Here is a 14633-nt window from a genome sequence, read left to right as displayed (position 1 = left end):
AACGCTCAGTTTGCCAACCTAGGGTGTGGCAAGAGTTCCGGACGGCCGCACAGGGCGTCGCCAGCCGGTGCCGTCTTCACCTGTTTCCGTCGATCCACTTCGACATCAGCCCCTTGTCGCGAAAGCACTCCTCCGGCACGGCCCGCCGTTTGATCCGGGCGAGTTTTTCCGCGAAGGCCACCTGCTTCGAGGTCGGCCGCTGGTCCACCTCAGACATCGGCTTCATCCGGGCTTGCGCGTCGATCCAGCCGCTCAAGGTCCGGCGGTCCTGCTGCACGTCCCACGGCAGAAGGGTGCCGTTGCGCAGGGCGAGCGATCGCGCATAGGCGATCTGCTTGGGTGTTGCGGGCAGCGCGTTCGCGGTGCTTTCCATGGTCGATCTCCCCTGCTGGCGTGGTTCTCAAGATAGAACAAAGCGGGAACAAAATCAAGCCGGGCGCCGGGAGACCAGAGGGTCGAGAGGGAGAGATGGGTCGGGAAAGGGCAGGCCTGAGGGTGCCCGAGAGAGGGTGTCCGGGCTGGCCCTATCCCTCATTCCGGAGTTTCCCGATGACCTTTCTTCCTCCTGTTGCACCTTTGCCGCCCCTTCGGCCCACGGACCCGGCGCCGGCGATCCTCGCTGTTGCCGAAGCGCTGCAGCCCGATCTGGCGCATGGCACGCCGATCGACGCTGCGCGTCTGCGGCTTGAGATGGAGCGCGCCTTTGGTGGCTCGGATGCGTCGGGCGCCTGGGATTGGAAACTCGCCTACGAGGCGGGCGAGGTGGCGCTTGTCCTCTTCCTGCGGAAATTCGGTCGCGCGCTTCTCGCCCGGGCGGGCTCGCCTGCGGCGCTGCTGCCCATCCTGACGAAGGTCGCGGATCTTCTGCCGAGCCATACCCGCCGCTCGGAGGAGATGGAGCGGTTCCAGCAATTCTCGACGCCGCTGCCGATGGGGCTGGCGGCCCTTGCCGCAGCGCAGATCACGCCCCGTGATCTGGTGCTCGAGCCCTCGGCCGGGACCGGGCTTCTGGCGATCCTGGCCGAGATCGCGGGGGGCAATCTTGCGCTGAACGAATTGGCGGGCACCCGCGCCGATCTTCTGCAACGGCTTTTCCCGGGCCGCCCCGTCACCCGTTTTGACGCCGCGCAGATCGACGATCATCTCGAAGTAAGGCTGCGCCCGAGCGTCATCTTGATGAACCCGCCCTTCTCGGCCCTCGCCAATGTCGACGGCCGCACCACCGAGGCAACGGCGCGGCATCTGCGCTCGGCGCTGGCGCGTCTTGCGCCGGGCGGGCGGCTGGTCGCCATCACGGGGGCGGGCTTCGCGCCCAACACCCCGGCTTGGGCCGAGGCTTTCGCGCGCCTCACGGAAACCGCGCATCTGGTGTTCACCGGCGCGGTCTCAGGTGCCGCCTTCGCGAGGCACGGCACCAGCTTCGAGACGCGGATCTCGGTCTTCGACAAATGCCGTGGCGGCGAGAAGGGCGGCATCACGGCTGACCTGCGTTCGCCGATGTCCCCGGATGTGGCGCATCTCTTGTCGCGGATCGTGACCGATGTCCCGCCGCGCCTCGCGCTCGATCCGGTCGAACCGGCGGGGCAGGGGCCTTCCCTCCCCTTCCGGGAAAATCCTGCCCCCGCCGCGCGCAGGATCATCACCCCCGCACGCGCGACGTCTGCGGCGCGGCCCGCACCAGTCCTGGCGCCGATCGCAACGGAGGCGCTCGACTATGCGTTGCGCGATAGCGCCGAGGATGGCTCTACGGCGCAGATGTCGGATGCGATCTACGAGACCTTCCGCCTGCAGGCCATCGAGATCCCCGGCGCGGCGGCGCACCCGACCAAGCTGGTGCAATCGGCCGCCATGGCCTCGGTCGCGCCCCCCGAAACCCAGCTACCGCCCCAAACTGCCCGCCGCCGTCCTGCGCGATGGCCTGTTGTCTGACGCTCAGCTGGAGACCGTGATCTACGCGGGCGAGGCGCATTCTGCGCATCTCGCGGGATCGTGGACCGTCGATGAAACCGGCGACATGGTCTCGGCCGCGCCCGACGATGCCGCCGACGCTGTCCGCTTCCGCCGCGGCTTTTTTCCTCGGCGACGGCACGGGTGCTGGCAAGGGCCGCCAGTCGGCCGGGATCCTGCTCGACAACTGGGCGCAGGGCCGTCGCAAGGCGCTCTGGATTTCCAAGAGCGACAAGCTTCTCGAGGATGCGCAACGCGACTGGTCGGCACTTGGTCAGGAGCGGCTTCTGGTGACGCCGCTCTCGCGTTTCGCGCAGGGGCGCGACATCCCGCTCTCCGAGGGCATTCTTTTCACCACCTATGCGACGCTGCGCTCGGAGGAGCGCGGCGCGAAGAAATCCCGCGTCGATCAGATCGTCGACTGGCTGGGGGAGGATTTCGACGGGGTGATCCTCTTTGATGAAAGCCATGCCATGGCGAATGCGGCTGTCGCGAAGGGCGAGCGTGGAGATCAGGCGGCCTCATTGCAGGGCAGGGCGGGTCTGCGCTTGCAGCACAGGCTGCCCAATGCCCGTGTGGTCTATGTCTCGGCGACCGGGGCCACGACGGTGCACAACCTTGCCTATGCGCAGCGCCTTGGGCTCTGGGGTGGGGACGACTTTCCTTTTTGCCACCCGCGCCGAATTCGTTGAGGCGATCGAGGCCGGAGGGGTCGCGGCGATGGAGGTCCTCGCGCGCGATCTGCGCGCGCTCGGGCTCTATACCGCGCGCTCGCTTTCCTATGATGGCGTCGAATACGAGATGCTCGAACATGCGCTCACCCCCCGAACAGCGCCGCATCTACGATGCCTATGCCGGGGCATTCGCCATCATCCACAACAATCTCTCCGCGGCTTTGGAAGCGGCGAACATCACCGGCGAGAGCGGCACGCTGAACCGTCAGGCCAAATCGGCGGCGCGGTCGGCCTTCGAGAGCGCCAAGCAACGCTTCTTCGGTCATCTGCTCACCTCGATGAAAACCCCCACGCTGATCAGCGCCATCGAGGCCGATCTCGCTGCGGGCCATGCGGCCGTGATCCAGATCGTCTCGACCGGCGAGGCGCTGATGGAGCGGCGCCTGTCGGAGATCCCGACCGAGGACTGGAACGACATCCGTTGTGACATCACTCCCAGGGAGTATGTCCTGGACTACCTCGCCCATTCCTTTCCGGTGCAGCTCTACGAGCCTTTCACCGACAGCGAGGGCAATCTCTCCTCGCGGCCCGTGGTGCGCGACGGCCAGCCGGTCGAATGTCGCGAGGCCGCCCGCCGGCGCGATGCGCTGATCGAAAAGCTGGCCTCGCTGCCGCCCGTGCCGGGGGCGCTCGACCAGATCGTGCAGCGCTTTGGCACCGATCTCGTGGCCGAGGTCACGGGCCGCTCGCGCCGGATCGTGCGCAAGGGCGAGGGGCACGCGGCGCGGCTCGTCGTCGAAACCCGCGCCGGTTCCGCCAACCTCGCGGAAACCGCCGCCTTCATGGATGATCAAAAGCGCATCCTGATCTTTTCCGATGCGGGGGGCACCGGGCGCAGCTATCACGCCGATCTCGGCGCGAAGAACCAGCGCCTGCGGGTCCATTACCTTCTTGAACCCGGCTGGAAGGCAGATGCAGCGATCCAGGGTTTGGGCCGCACCAACCGAACCAATCAGGCGCAGCCGCCGCTCTTTCGCCCGGTGGCCACCGATGTGAAGGCGGAGAAGCGGTTTCTGTCGACCATCGCGCGCCGTCTCGACACGCTCGGCGCGATCACGCGCGGTCAGCGTCAGACCGGCGGGCAGGGACTCTTTCGCCCCGAGGACAACCTTGAGAGCCCTTACGCCCGCGATGCGCTGCGCCAGCTCTACCGGCGCCTCTATCGCGGCGATGTGGCGGGTTGCTCGCTTGGCGACTTCGAGGATGTCACGGGCCTCAACCTGACCGATGACAACGGGCTCAAAGATGACCTGCCCCCGATCACGACCTTCCTCAATCGTCTGCTCGCGCTGACGATCGACATGCAGGCCGTGCTCTTCTCGGCCTTCGAGGAGCTGCTCGATGCGCGGATCGAAGGGGCCATCGCCGCCGGGGTCTATGACCTCGGGCTCGAGACTCTGCGCGCCGAGAGCTTTCGCGTCACGGATGCCCGCGTCATCTACACCCATCCCGGTTCCGGCGCGGAAACCCAGCTTCTCACCATCGCGGAAAAGCGCCGCAACACACCGACCGCGCTCGCGGATGCGCTCGATTGGCTCGACGACAGACAGGCACGCCTTCTGGTCAACAGCCGCTCGGGCCGGGCGGCGGTCGAGGTGCCCGCCACCAGCCTGATGCTGGATGATGGTACCATCGAGCCGCGTCTGCGGCTGATCCGTCCGACCGAGGCGGGCACGCTGCCTGCCAAGATGATGGAAGACACCCACTGGCTGGAAGCCGACCGCGCGGCCTTTGCCGCCGCCTGGACCGCGGAACTGGCCGAGGTGCCGGAGTTCTCGGAATCCACGCTCCACATCGTCGCGGGCCTGCTGCTGCCGATCTGGAAGCAGCTTCCCCAAGACGAAACCCGCGTCTATCGCCTGCAGACCGATGACGGGCAGCGTATCATCGGGCGCAGGGTCTCGCCCGCCTGGGTTGCGACTGCGTTGGCGAGCGATGCGCCGGAGCTCTCGGCGGCGCAAGTGCATGCCCTGGTTCTGGAGGGCAAAACCACCGTGCGCTTGGCCGAGGGGATGGAGTTGCACCGCTCCCGCGTTATGGGCGTCAACCGCATCGAGCTTTCTGGCTTTGCCGAGGTGCAAAAAGATCGGCTCAAGGCCGATGGCTTCTTCTCGGAGATCATCAGCTGGAAGCTGCGGCTCTTCTGTCCGACCGATGCCTGCGGCATTGCGGCGCTGGAGCGCCTGCTTGCACGCTTCCCCGTCCAAGCCCTAAATGCCCGGACGTGTTAACGAGTGTGCCTATGTCATTGGAAACCGAAGACCTTCTACGCGACCTCGCGCGGAATGCGGAAAGCGTCTGTCGCCATTATCTTCCCGCCGGTCGGCGGGAAGGGTCCTACTGGATCGTGGGCGATCTGCAAAACAACCCCGGACGATCGCTCTTCGTGCGCTTGACCGGCCCCGCCTCCGGGCCGGGCGCCGCGGGGAAATTCACCGATGGCGCGACTGGCGAACACGGCGATCTCCTCGACATCATCCGTGCGCGGACCGGGATCTCCCGCTTTCCCGATCTTCTGACCGAGGCGCGGGCGCATCTTGGCCGTCCGCAGCCGGTTCTTTCGGATGTACCGAAGCCGAGGAAAGCCAAGGACCCCGGCGGCACGCCAGCGGCGGCCGCGCGTCTCTTTGCAGCTTCGGTGCCGGTGTTGCGCACGCTTGCAGACACCTATCTCCGCTCCCGGGGTTTGACCCAAGGTGGCTTGACGAGCGCCCTACGCTTCCACTCGAAGTGCTGGCATCGAGAAGAAGGCCAGACCCGGAGCATCCCCAGACCGGCCCTGATCGCTGCGGTCACCGATGGGGCAGGGGGCTTGCAGGGGGTGCATCGGACCTGGCTTGCGCATGACGGACAGGGAAAGGCGGCTGTCAAAACGCAGCGGCGTGCCATGGGTCACCTTCTGGGCAATGCCGTCAGGCTTACCCCGCATGACGAGATCCTCGTGGTCGGCGAGGGCATCGAGACCATGCTCTCCTTGCGCGAGGCGGTGCCCGGCCTTCCGGTCTGGGCGGCGCTTTCGGCCGGTCACCTCGGGGCCGTCCTGCTGCCGGAGGGGCTGCAGCGTCTCTATATCGCCATCGACCGCGATCCGGCCGGGCAGCGCGCGGCAGAGAGGTTGAGCACCAGAGCCTCCGAGGCCGGGATCGCTTGCCAGGTGCTGGAGCCACGTCTTGGGGATTTCAACGATGATCTTCGGGCGCACGGCAAGGTGGCGCTGCGCGCGCATCTGGCAGGTCAGATCAGGCTAGAAGATCGGCGGCGGCTTTTGGCCTGAGCTGCATCGCGCAATGGGCGGTCTGGGAGCGTATGGCAGGGGGCATGCATCCCTGTCGCGGTTCTGGACCGTCGCTTTGCCTCTTTCCGGGCTTTGCTCATCCACCCGTCCCCCGCACGGCCTTCAAGAGATGGGCAGGCGGCCGTCAAAGGCGCCGCCCCTTCAAGGACGGGGGGCGACTGATTTCCGTCGGCGGCAAAGCCGCCTTTGCATCGCGAGACAAATCAGCCGCCCCCCGTCCTCCTCCACGGTGTTCCGGCCCCCGAGGGCGGGGGTGAAGGGGCGTCGCCAGTGACGGCATTTCGCTGCCCATGAAGGCCGCGCGGGGTGACGCGCGGACGAGACCGGCCCGGAGGAGAGAGACCAATGACGCTCCACACCCACGACGATGCTTATGAACCCGCCCACACCGTTTCCCAGACCGCCCATGCGCTCGAAGAGCTGCAGCTCTACGGCTACCGCCCCTTCGACGAGCCCGATCCGCGCCCGATGCCCGATGCGCAGCGCCTTGCGGTTGCCGTCGCCGACATCTTCGATGCCCTCGTCGCGACTCTCGAGGACACCCGCATGGAACCCGACCTCGAAGAAATGCTCTGGGGCCAGGTCAACCTCTTCCACCGCGCCACGGCCCGGATCGAGCGGTCGCTTGACGAGAACGAGCAGGCGCAGCGCCGCCTCCAGCGCGAGCAGGACGGTTCCGAGGTGAAATCGACCGAACTCGAGCGCCTCACGGCAGAAGGCCTGACCCTCATCGAGCGGCGCAACTGCATGGACACGATGCGCGATCACGCCGCCACGGAGTTCTCTCGTCACACGGGATCGACTTGGCGTCCCCGCACCGGCTCGATGGTGAACCGCCAGCACATGACCGCTGCGCTGATCGACAGCCGCGATTTCCTCGCCGCCAAGCGCCGCACCGAGACCGAAGTGATGCTACCCGCCGGCCCCAAGGTGGCCCTCACCGGCGGGACCGACTTCAACGATCACCGTCTGATCTGGGGCAAGCTCGATCAGGTCCGGACCAAATATCCCGACATGGTCCTGCTGCACGGGGGAAGCTTGAAGGGCGCCGAACTCATCGCCGCCAAATGGGCTGAGACCCGCGGCGTCACGCAGGTGGCCTTCAAGCCTGACTGGACCAAGCATGCCAAGGCCGCGCCCTTCAAGCGCAACGATGCAATGCTGGATGTGCTGCCGGTCGGTGTCCTCGTCTTCCCGGGCAATGGCATCCAGGAGAACCTCGCCGACAAGGCCAAGAAGCTGGGTATCCCGGTCGTGAAGTTCGAGAAGGGGGCGTGAGCCCCCTTTTTCTTGCCTGCGATAGAACATTGTGGAAACGTCGAAGGGCGCTTGATATTGTGGTTTGGAGAGAGGCGCCAACAACATGTTCGACATATCGCAGCAAATGGAAGTGTTCCTGACGACGGTCGATCTCAAGCGGATAGATCCGTCTCTCAACATGCGGCGCTTCTATCGAATGAGCGTTCAGCCGGACCTGTTTGGCGGCGCATGCCTCGTGCGGGAATGGGGCCGTATCGGGTTTCGAGGGCAGATGCTAATCGAACAGCACTTGGACGAGGGGCATGCTGTGACCGCCCTATTGAAGCTCGCAGCGACGAAGCATCGCCGAGGATACTTACGTTCGAGCTAGTTAAATCATTGTGCTTGGATGGTGCCAAGCCGTCCCTGATGTGTATTCTCGTGAGAGATCGACTTCCAAGGCGATGCTTTGAAATTCGATTGATAATCTCGATGTCGCTCCATAAGGTCAGTGCGTGCACAGAAAATGGGCGCGTATGGTAATCGTGTGCATAGAGCAAGCCGGGAGCGATTAGTGGAACACGATAGGTTGGAGCTTCGTTGGGGCGTCGAGCAGCGGCTCGAGTTCATCGAGTTTCGCCTGTTTTGGGAGGGGCATGTGAACCGAAGCGATGTCATGGAGCAGTTCGGGCTGTCGGTGAACCAGGCTTCATCCGACCTGAATCGCTACATCAGCTTCGCCCCCGACAATATGATCTACGATAAGAGCGCGCGCACCTATGTGCGCGGCTCGGGGTTCAAGTCTGTGTTCGGGAAGCTGGACGCTGGCCGCTACTTAGCCCAGCTACGCTCCCTCGAGGATGGGCTCCTCGACCGCGATGATTTCTGGACCACCGACCTGCCGGCCTTTGCCTCGACGCCAACCCCTGCGCGCGGTGTTCATCCTGAAACCTTGCGCGCGGTCGTTGGCGCCATTCGCCGCGCCGAGGCGATAGAGGTCAATTACCAATCCCTGTCCAATCCCGAGCCGCGTTGGCGCTGGATTGCGCCCCATGCCATCGCCTTCGATGGGTTTCGTTGGCATGCGCGAGCCTTCTGCATGACGGACCATTGCTTCAAGGACTTCCTGCTGTCGCGGATGCTGGAAGTGCGCGGGACCGCCGAGGCTGTGACCTCTGCCGCCGAAGACGAGGACTGGCATTCGGAGGTCACGCTGGAAGTGGCACCCCACCCGGGCCTGTCCGAGACGCAGGCCAAGGTGATCGCGCTTGACTACGGCATGAAGGACGGTAAAGCCGAGATCAAGGTTCGCCGCGCACTTCTATATTACACCCTCAAGCGCCTTGGGCTGGACACGGATCCATCCGCTAGGAAGCCGCAGGATCAGCAGATTGTTCTTCTGAACCGAGAGGTCGTCGATGCAAATTATTGACAACACATCGCGTCTGCTCGGAGATGACCTGAAGGCCTCCATTAGACGCGGGTCGCGTTTGCGGATCGCGGCATCGTGTTTTTCGATTTATGCATTCGAGGAGCTAAAAGCTGAACTCTCGAAGATCGACAGTTTGCATTTCATTTTTACGGCCCCGACCTTCGTTCCGACGGAAGTTACGGATCGTCTTCGGAAAGAGCGCCGGGAATTCTTCATCCCGAAGGCTCGGCGCGAAAACGGCCTTTATGGTACGGAATTCGAGATCCAGCTTCGCAATAAGCTAACCCAGCGCGCTGTAGCCCGTGAATGCGCAGATTGGATCCGCAAGAAGGCCAGGTTCCGCTCCAACACGAGCAAGGCGCCGATGCAGCAGTTCATGCACGTTGCAGGCTCTGATGGAGAGGTGGGATATATGCCCATCAGCGGCTTTACCGCCGTGGATTTGGGCTATCAAAAAGGCGATGCGGTCTCAAACTTCGTCACACGTTTTGACGACCCTGCGCATGCGAAGATGTACCTTCAGCTTTTCGACCAGATCTGGTCGGACCCGGACAAGGTGAAAGACGTAACCTCTGCCATTTGCGAGCATATTGAGTCCGTCTATCAGGAGAACTCTCCAGAGCGCGTCTACTTTGCGATGCTATATAGCATTTTCCAAGACTTCCTTGATGAAGTCGACGAAGATGTTCTGCCGAACGATCTTACAGGTTATCAGGACAGCCTCGTGTGGAACAAGCTGTTCAACTATCAGAAAGATGCAGCGACCGGCATCATCAACAAGCTCGAGACTTACAACGGCTGTATCCTCGCGGACTCGGTGGGCCTTGGGAAGACGTTCACTGCCTTGGCGGTGGTCAAATACTATGAATTGCGCAATCGCTCGGTCCTGGTCCTTTGCCCGAAAAAGCTCGCAGATAATTGGCGCAACTATAACTCGAACCTGACCACAAACATTTTTGCCAAGGACAGGTTCAACTACGATGTGCTATGCCATACCGATCTCTCACGGACCTCCGGCGAGTCCTTTGGCATTCCCCTCAATCGCGTGAACTGGGGAAATTACGATCTCGTCGTGATCGACGAGTCCCACAATTTCCGGAACAATGATGTCTACAAAGACCGGGAAACGCGGTATCAAAAGCTCATGAATAAGGTCATCCGCGCGGGCGTGAAGACCAAGGTCCTGATGCTTTCCGCGACGCCGGTGAATAACAAGTTCACCGATCTCCGCAACCAGTTGGCACTGGCATACGAGGGACAGTCGGAGACGCTCAGCAAAAGCCTGAAGAGTCAGGCCACCATTGAGGAGATCTTCCGACGGGCTCAGACCGCATTCAACGAATGGTCCGCTCTGCCGTCGGAGGAAAGGACCGCCGCGTCGATATTGAAGTCACTGGACTTTGACTTTTTCGAGCTTCTCGATGCCGTTACGATTGCCCGTTCGCGGAAGCACATCGAAACCTTCTACGACACAAAAGACATCGGAACGTTTCCCCAGAGACGCAAACCTCTTTCACATCATCGGCCAATCACCGAGCGAACCGACGTGATGGGTTTCAACGATATCTTCTCGCAGCTTTCGGTGCTCAAGCTGGCAGTCTATGCGCCTATCAGCTACATCCTGCCGAGCCGGCTGCGGAAGTATGAGGAAATCTATGACACGCAGACCGAGGGCGGTCGGGGCAAACTGAGGCAGGCCGATCGCGAGCGCAGCCTTCAGGCCCTTATGACGACCAACCTACTGAAACGCTTGGAGAGCTCGGTCGCAGCATTCCGGCTTACGCTTCGGTCTCTCGGTGCCAACATATCGCGCACCCTCGACGCGATAGACGATTTCGAGAAAACGGGACGTAGCGGGAGCGTAAGTGACCACCTTGCGGAGATGAGTGACTTCGACCCGGAAGACGATGATCTTTCGGGCCTCGATGAATTCACGGTCGGAAAGAAGGTGCAGATCAGTCTCGCAGACATGGACCTGCCCTCCTGGAAGCACGACCTAGCTGCCGACCTTGTCCTGATCGAAGACCTGGTCGCATCAATGGAAAAGGTCAAACCGGCGGACGACGCCAAGCTCCAGCATCTGCTTGCCCTTATCAGACAGAAGGTTGATGAGCCGCTGAATCCTGGGAACAGGAAAGTGCTGATCTTCACCGCGTTCGCTGACACCGCAAATTATCTTTACGACAACCTGGCGCCATTCGCACACCAGCTCGGACTGCATGTCGGTAAGGTCACCGGTTCGGACGCCCCCAAAACCACGCTCAAGAAGTCATACGACTTCCAGAGCGTCCTGACCTTGTTTTCTCCGCGCTCGAAAGAGAAAGCTATCGTCCTGCCAAACGATCCGGCCGAGCTGGACATCCTCATCGGCACCGACTGCATCTCCGAAGGTCAGAACCTGCAAGACTGCGACTTCCTGATTAACTACGACATCCACTGGATCCGGTGCGCATCATCCAGCGCTTCGGTCGGATCGACCGGATCGGTTCCCCAAACAGCCAGATCCAGCTGGTCAACTACTGGCCCGACATCACGCTCGACGAATACATCAACCTCAAGGAGCGCGTCGAAAACCGGATGGTGATCACTGACATCACCGCGACCGGCGACGACAACGTGCTCACGGCCAAGTCGAGCGACATCGCCTACCGCAAGGAACAGCTCAAGCGGCTCCAGGACGAAGTTATCGAGCTCGAAGACGTGAAGGCAGGCATCTCGATCACCGATCTCGGGCTGAACGACTTCCGGATGGACCTGCTCAACTACGTCAAGGCCCATGGCGAGCTCGACAACGTGCCCTTCGGCATGCATGCCGTGGTCCCCGCGCAGCCGGAGCTCGGCCTGCAACCCGGTGTCATCTTCGCGCTGAAAAACATCCACGACAGCGTGAACGTCAACCAGCAGAACCGGCTGCACCCCTTCTACCTGGTCTACATCGACGACGACGGCCAGATCGTCGCCGACCACACCGAGGTCAAGCGCTTGCTCGACCTGATCCGATCCAGCTGCAAAGGACGCATCGAGCCCATCCGAGACGTTTGCCGCATCTTCAACGAACGCACCGAAGACGGGCGAAAGATGGGCCGCTATTCCGATCTGCTCTCCAGCGCGATCCGTTCCATGATTGAGGTGAAGGAAGAGAAGGACATCGACAGCCTGTTCAGCGGCGGGCGCACCACGGCGCTGACCCATACCATCAAGGGGCTGGACGATTTCGAGCTGATCGCCTTCCTGGTCATCGAAGGGGGCGGCCCATGACCCTCTACGACTGGCCCCGCGCAAGCGCCTTCGGGCGCGTGATCCCCAAGAACAAGATCTACGAACATGCCGGGGCGAATACGGGACTCAAGGACCTCTTCGTGCGCGAGGTGGATCAGATCACCTGGTCGCACAAGCTGGCGCCCGAGACGGTCAATCTGGCGGCGACCAAGCAGGTGGCCGAGATACAGGTCTTCCGCATTACCGCGCGTACCGCGTCGCTCGACCCGGCCGTGCTGCGCGCCATCGACAAGGCCATCCCCTTTCCGCTGATCTTCGAGGTGGCACATGGTGGCCGCGTCAGGCTGGCCGCGGCCTACAAGCGGCCGAGTGAGGCCGACGGCGCCCGCTGGGTGGTGGGCGACTATTTCCAAGGGGACTGGCTGCCCGAGGACGCAGCCCGCGCGCCCCTTCCTGTAGCGCTGAACATGGGCGCGCTGTACGAGCGGCTGCTCGAGCCGCTGGTGGCCGGGCAGACGGCCCGGCTGGTCCCCGGCGTGGGCGAGGCACCGCAGACGCCCCTCAGCCCTGCCGAGGCGGACCGCCCCATGTCGCTGGAAGAGCGCATCGCGCAGGCCGAGGCGATCAAGGCGCAGACGCGCGAGGTAGAGCGGATCAAGGCACGGCTGGGGCGCGAGAGGCAATTCAACAAGCGCGTGGCGATCAATGCCGAGCTGCGCGCGGCCAAACAGGAATTGGAGCGGCTGACAGGGGCACACCCCAGCGCCGCCGCGACGAACGATTGAGAGGACGAGCATGGACAAGCTGAAGATGCACAGCCCCGACCTGAGCCAGGACAACATCGCGAAGATCCGCGAGTTGTTCCCCGCTTGTGTGACCGAGGCGCAGGACGAGGCGACGGGGGCGGTGCGTCTGGCGGTGGACTTCGATCAACTGCGTCAGGAATTGAGCGACCACATCGTGGAGGGGTCGCAAGAGCGGTATCGGCTGGACTGGCCGGGCAAGCGGGATGCATTGGCACTTGCGAATGCGCCGATCAACAAGTCGCTACGCCCCATTCCGGGTGAAAGCCTTCAATTCGATACGACGAAAAACCTGTTCATTGAGGGCGACAACCTTGAAGCGCTCAAGCTGATCCAAGACACCTATCTCGGACAGATCAAGCTGATCTACGTCGACCCGCCCTACAACACGGGCAAGGATTTCATTTATCGAGACAGTTTCGCCACGGATCAAGTGACGCAGGAAATTGCGACGGGAGAACGGAGCGAGGAAGGCGCTCGCCTTGTCGCGAACCCGGAGGGCAACGGTCGTTTCCACTCCAATTGGTTGACCATGATCGCCCCGCGCCTCCGGTTGGCGAAGAACCTGCTGACGCTTGACGGGGCCATCTTCGTGTCCTGCGATGAGGGCGAACAGCCACGGCTGCGTCTGATCATGGACGAGATTTTCGGTCAGTCCAACTTCGTCGCCGACATGGTTTGGGCAGCTGGACGCAAGAACGACTCGCGGCTGGTTTCCGTGTCGCATGAATACATCGTCTGCTATGCGCGCGATTCCGAATACCTGCGCGAGCGGGGTGACTTGGCGGCAGCGCAAGAAGGGCTGGACGAGATCTATGCGCAGTATGAGCGACTGAAACGCCAACACGGCAACGACTACAAAGCGATGACGGAAGGAATGAAGGGATGGTATCGGTCGCTGGCCGACGGTCATCCTTCGAAAGCCCACAAGCACTACGCGCACGTTGATCTTCGAGGCGTCTATTTCCCGATAACATTTCGTGGCCCGGTGGTGGTGGGCCAAAGTATGAGGTGCTTCATCCAAGAACCAAGAAACCAGTAAAGGTTCCCTCACGCGGCTGGATGACAAGCGATCCAAAGCGCATGCAGGAGTGGATTGATGACGACCGCGTTCATTTCGGAGACGACGAGAACGCAGTGCCCTGCATCAAAAGCTATCTGAAAGACAAGGAGCTCCAGACACCCTACAGCGTGTTCTATCAAGACGGCCGCGCGGCCTCGAAGCGCTTGCGGGCTCTGATGGGGGGCGACCTTTTCGACTTCCCCAAGGACGAATTGGTTCTGCAGGAAGTCATCGAGATGATGACCGAGGGCGATGACATCATCCTCGACTTCTTTGCTGGGTCGTCGACCACCGCGCATTCGGTCATGCTTCAGAACGCGAAAGACGGCGGGAACCGGAAATTCATCATGGTCCAGCTTGATGAAGTGGCGGACGAAAAGTCAGAAGCGTTCAAGGCAGGGTTCAAAACGATCCCAGAGGTCAGTCGGGAGCGTATCCGACGTGCTGGCGCGCAGGTTCTTGACGGCGAATGCCACGCAAACTGGAACCGCGATGTCGGCTTCCGGGTGCTCAAGGTGGACAGTTCGAACATGAAGGACGTCTATTACCGCCCGGACGAGTTGAAGCAGTCCGACCTGCTCGACATGGTCGACAACGTCAAGGAAGGCCGCACCGCCGAGGACCTGCTGTTCCAGGTGCTGGTCGATTGGGGCGTGGACCTGACGCTGCCCATCCGCCGCGAAACGGTGCAGGGCAAGACCGTGTTCTTCGTCGACGACAACGCCCTTGTCGCCTGCTTCGACCGCGGCATCACCGAGGATCTGGTGAAAGAGCTCGCGGGGCACGAGCCCCTACGCGTTGTCTTCCGCGACAACGGCTTCGTGTCGGACGCGGTAAAGATCAACGTCGAACAGATCTTCCGCCAGCTCTCGCCCTCCACCGACGTCAAGTCGATCTGAGG

General features: G+C 62.4%; 8 protein-coding genes and 2 pseudogenes. 9 read left to right on the top strand and 1 reads right to left on the bottom strand.

The genetic code is table 11. The annotated features are described in order from the left end of the window. Positions 1-76 precede the first annotated feature (76 nt). Positions 77-373 carry a hypothetical protein gene (locus tag ACTTAI_RS00315; protein WP_444451387.1) on the bottom strand — a complete coding sequence of 99 codons (297 nt, stop codon included), beginning with the start codon at positions 371-373 and terminating at the stop codon, positions 77-79. Between the two features lie 176 nt (positions 374-549). Between ACTTAI_RS00315 and ACTTAI_RS00310 the strand changes: the two are divergent. From ACTTAI_RS00310 to ACTTAI_RS00270, 9 genes and pseudogenes are all read left to right on the top strand, one after another. After that, positions 550-4912: pseudogene (locus ACTTAI_RS00310) on the top strand (strawberry notch-like NTP hydrolase domain-containing protein). 11 nt (positions 4913-4923) lie between these two features. Next, complete coding sequence (locus ACTTAI_RS00305) at positions 4924-5955, top strand: DUF7146 domain-containing protein (protein ID WP_444451385.1); 1032 nt, start codon at positions 4924-4926, stop codon at positions 5953-5955. Positions 5956-6321: 366 nt separating this feature from the next. After that, positions 6322-7254 (top strand): DUF2493 domain-containing protein, encoded by a 933-nt coding sequence (locus ACTTAI_RS00300; RefSeq protein ID WP_444451383.1) that lies wholly within the window; start codon positions 6322-6324, stop codon positions 7252-7254. Positions 7255-7339: 85 nt separating this feature from the next. Then, entirely contained in the window at positions 7340-7606 is a 267-nt protein-coding gene (locus tag ACTTAI_RS00295) for a WGR domain-containing protein (protein ID WP_444451381.1), read from the top strand. Between the two features lie 183 nt (positions 7607-7789). Further along, a complete protein-coding gene (locus ACTTAI_RS00290; RefSeq protein ID WP_444451379.1) occupies positions 7790-8647 on the top strand; it encodes a WYL domain-containing protein in 858 nt (285 codons plus the stop codon). Then, positions 8634-11905: pseudogene (locus ACTTAI_RS00285) on the top strand (SNF2-related protein). The gene ACTTAI_RS00290 and the pseudogene ACTTAI_RS00285 overlap by 14 nt, the downstream one beginning before the upstream one ends. Beyond that, positions 11902-12651 (top strand): DUF4391 domain-containing protein, encoded by a 750-nt coding sequence (locus ACTTAI_RS00280; RefSeq protein ID WP_444451377.1) that lies wholly within the window; start codon positions 11902-11904, stop codon positions 12649-12651. The pseudogene ACTTAI_RS00285 and the gene ACTTAI_RS00280 overlap by 4 nt, the downstream one beginning before the upstream one ends. A gap of 10 nt (positions 12652-12661) precedes the next feature. Then, a complete protein-coding gene (locus ACTTAI_RS00275; RefSeq protein WP_444451375.1) occupies positions 12662-13711 on the top strand; it encodes a site-specific DNA-methyltransferase in 1050 nt (349 codons plus the stop codon). 20 nt (positions 13712-13731) lie between these two features. Next, on the top strand, positions 13732-14631 hold the full coding sequence (locus ACTTAI_RS00270; RefSeq protein ID WP_444451373.1) for a DNA methyltransferase: 900 nt from the start codon (positions 13732-13734) through the stop codon (positions 14629-14631). Positions 14632-14633 lie beyond the last annotated feature (2 nt).

The organism is Rhodobacter capsulatus (genome assembly GCF_052363175.1).
GTDB lineage: Bacteria > Pseudomonadota > Alphaproteobacteria > Rhodobacterales > Rhodobacteraceae > Rhodobacter > Rhodobacter capsulatus_D.
This window is presented reverse-complemented; position numbering and strand designations above follow the sequence as displayed.

What these genes read in the sequence shown, in the direction of transcription:
- ACTTAI_RS00315 (WP_444451387.1), bottom strand. Translation starts at nt 373, where the DNA reads ATGGAAAGCACCGCGAACGCGCTGCCCGCAACACCCAAGCAGATCGCC.
- ACTTAI_RS00280 (WP_444451377.1), top strand. Translation starts at nt 11,902, where the DNA reads ATGACCCTCTACGACTGGCCCCGCGCAAGCGCCTTCGGGCGCGTGATC.
- ACTTAI_RS00305 (WP_444451385.1), top strand. Translation starts at nt 4,924, where the DNA reads ATGTCATTGGAAACCGAAGACCTTCTACGCGACCTCGCGCGGAATGCG.
- ACTTAI_RS00300 (WP_444451383.1), top strand. Translation starts at nt 6,322, where the DNA reads ATGACGCTCCACACCCACGACGATGCTTATGAACCCGCCCACACCGTT.
- ACTTAI_RS00270 (WP_444451373.1), top strand. Translation starts at nt 13,732, where the DNA reads ATGACAAGCGATCCAAAGCGCATGCAGGAGTGGATTGATGACGACCGC.
- ACTTAI_RS00295 (WP_444451381.1), top strand. Translation starts at nt 7,340, where the DNA reads ATGTTCGACATATCGCAGCAAATGGAAGTGTTCCTGACGACGGTCGAT.
- ACTTAI_RS00275 (WP_444451375.1), top strand. Translation starts at nt 12,662, where the DNA reads ATGGACAAGCTGAAGATGCACAGCCCCGACCTGAGCCAGGACAACATC.